Below are 2,680 nucleotides of genomic sequence, written 5' to 3'. Positions count from 1 at the left end.
GATGTTCGACAAATACAGTTCTTCACTTGACTGCAATTGCATATGAAGCTGATGTTAAGATGGACCTTGATATTATAAACAATATAAGCCATAAGACACCAAATCTTTGTAAGCTTAGTCCAGCAGGACCTTATCATATTGAAGAACTTAATTCAGCGGGTGGAATATCTGCTGTGATGAAGGAACTTGACAAGAAGGGTCTTATAGACAAATCTGTACTTACAGTTTCAGGAACTGTTGGTGAAAAGATAGAAAAGGCTGTTAAAATAGGTGACAAGATAATTGCATCTGTTGATAAACCATATTCAGAGACTGGTGGAATCCAGGTTCTCTTCGGTTCACTTGCACCTGATGGAGCTGTTGTAAAGAAATCCGCAGTTGCCCCAGAAATGATGGATGTTGTAGCAAATGCTAAGGTTTATGACTCTGAAGAAGAAGCTGTTGAGGCTATTCTATCAAACAAGATTGTTCCTGGAGACTGTGTTGTAATAAGATATGAAGGTCCTAAGGGCGGTCCTGGAATGAGGGAAATGCTCACTCCTACATCTGCTCTTGCAGGAATGGAACTTGACAAGCAGGTTTCTCTTATTACCGATGGAAGATTCTCTGGAGGTTCAAGAGGAGCGTCAATCGGACATGTTTCTCCAGAAGCGTGCGAAGGTGGACCTATAGCTTTCATTAAGAATGGCGACAAGCTAATCATCAACATCAAGGAAGGAATTCTTGATATTGACGTATCAGAAGAAGAAATGAATGAGAGAAGAAAAACTACTGAGATCAAGAAGGTTACATACAAGGGATACCTTGGCAAATATGCAAAAAGTGTAACTTCAGGTTCTACAGGAGCGGTCTGTAAATAGAAGTATAAATTCAAAAGTTAGGCTCAAATTAGCCAGACCTTGGTGTATAATATATATATGCCAAGACCTGGCTTTTTAAACACAAAAAACATGAGAGGATTGACCTCTCGGTTTATTAAAGATTCTTAATTGCCAGGCACTAGGAGTTTTTAATAAGCTGAAAAATATCACAATTTAAAGGAGATAAATATGAAGATTTCAGGTTCTAGAATTATATTAGAATGTTTAAAGGAAAAGGAAGTAGACACTATTTTCGGTTATCCGGGAGGAGCTGTAATACCTCTTTATGATGCGCTTTATGACGAACTTGACTATTTTGATCATATAAGAACATGTCACGAGCAGCACATGGTACACGCAGCGGATGCCTATGCAAGATCTACTGGTAAGACAGGGGTAGTATTTGCAACTTCTGGACCTGGAGCTACAAATACCATAACAGGTATAGCGACTGCCTACATGGATTCAGTACCAATGGTAGTAGTTACCGGACAGGTGCCAAACGTACTTATTGGAAAGGATTCTTTCCAGGAAGTGGATATAACAGGTATGACACTATCTATCACAAAACACAATTACTTGGTAAGAGATGTTAAAGACCTTGCCCATACAATCAGAGAGGCAATGGATGTTGCCGCTTCAGGAAGACCGGGACCTGTTCTTGTAGATGTTCCGAAGGATGTTTTCATTGCTGAATATGAATATGAGAGAGTTGAAGAGCCTGTTTATGTTGAGGAAAAGGTATATGTGGAAAAAGTGTCCCTCGAGAGGGCTGCTGAGCTTATAAACAAATCAAAGAAACCTGTACTTTATGCAGGTGGTGGAGTAAGGATATCAAAGAATGACGACCTTATGATGGAGCTCATTGAAAAGGTGGAAATACCTACAGTAAACTCATTTATGGGATTCGGTACAATACCAAGAGATCATAAACTTTCCCTTGGGTTGGTTGGAATGCATGGGCAGATTAATGCAAATCTTGCGGTAACCAATTGTGACCTACTTATAGCCGTTGGAGCAAGATTTAGTGACAGGGTAATAGGAAAGCCGGATCAGTTTGCACCTAATGCCAAGATAATACATATAGATATTGATAGTACGGAAATAGATAAAAATACACAGAACTGTGTGCCTTTGATCGGAGATATGACGCATATACTTGAAAATCTTCTTGAAATGGTTAATGAAGCAAAGAGGCCAGAATGGATTGAAGAAGTTGAAGAAATGAAGAAAGAAGAACCTGACAAGTCTCTTTTTACCCCTAAAAATATACTTGAAAAGGCCAATGAGTACTATAGTGACAATACCATAGTGACTACAGATGTTGGTCAACATCAGATGTGGACTGGACAGTACTGGAAGTTTAAGAAATCAAGTGAATTCTGTACATCCGGAGGTTTGGGAACAATGGGCTACGGACTGGGGGCTGCAATAGGTGCACAGGTTGGTAATCCAGACAAGGAAGTTCTTATGATAACTGGAGATGCAAGTTTCAGAATGAACCACAATGAGCTCATTACAGTTAATAGATACAAGCTCCCTATCAAGATGATAGAACTTAACAATCACTCCCTTGGAATGGTAAGACAGTGGCAGAGGATGTTTAGTAAAGCTAGATATTCTGAAACGGATACCTTCGATGACGTGGACGGCAAGATGTTCTTGGAATCTTATGGAATCAAATACTTTCGTGCTGAAACCATGGAAGAACTTGATTTTGCATTGAAGGAATCGAGTCATCTTAGACAGACTGTATTCATAGAATGTCTAATAGATCATGATGAATCAGTATACCCAATAGTACCACCGGGAAGACCTAT

At 39.4% G+C, this 2,680-nt stretch carries 2 protein-coding genes; both read left to right on the top strand.

Going from position 1 to position 2,680, the window contains the following annotated elements; translation table 11 throughout:
- The coding region (locus tag AC3AX0_RS11095) for a dihydroxy-acid dehydratase domain-containing protein (protein WP_487550350.1) at positions 1 to 860 on the top strand (860 nt) is incomplete at its 5' end.
- A gap of 189 nt (positions 861 to 1,049) precedes the next feature.
- A partial coding sequence (ilvB, locus tag AC3AX0_RS11090; RefSeq protein WP_487550349.1) for a biosynthetic-type acetolactate synthase large subunit occupies positions 1,050 to 2,680 on the top strand: 1,631 nt, incomplete at its 3' end.

It is taken from the genome of Dethiosulfatibacter sp., assembly GCF_983023055.1.
This window is presented reverse-complemented; position numbering and strand designations above follow the sequence as displayed.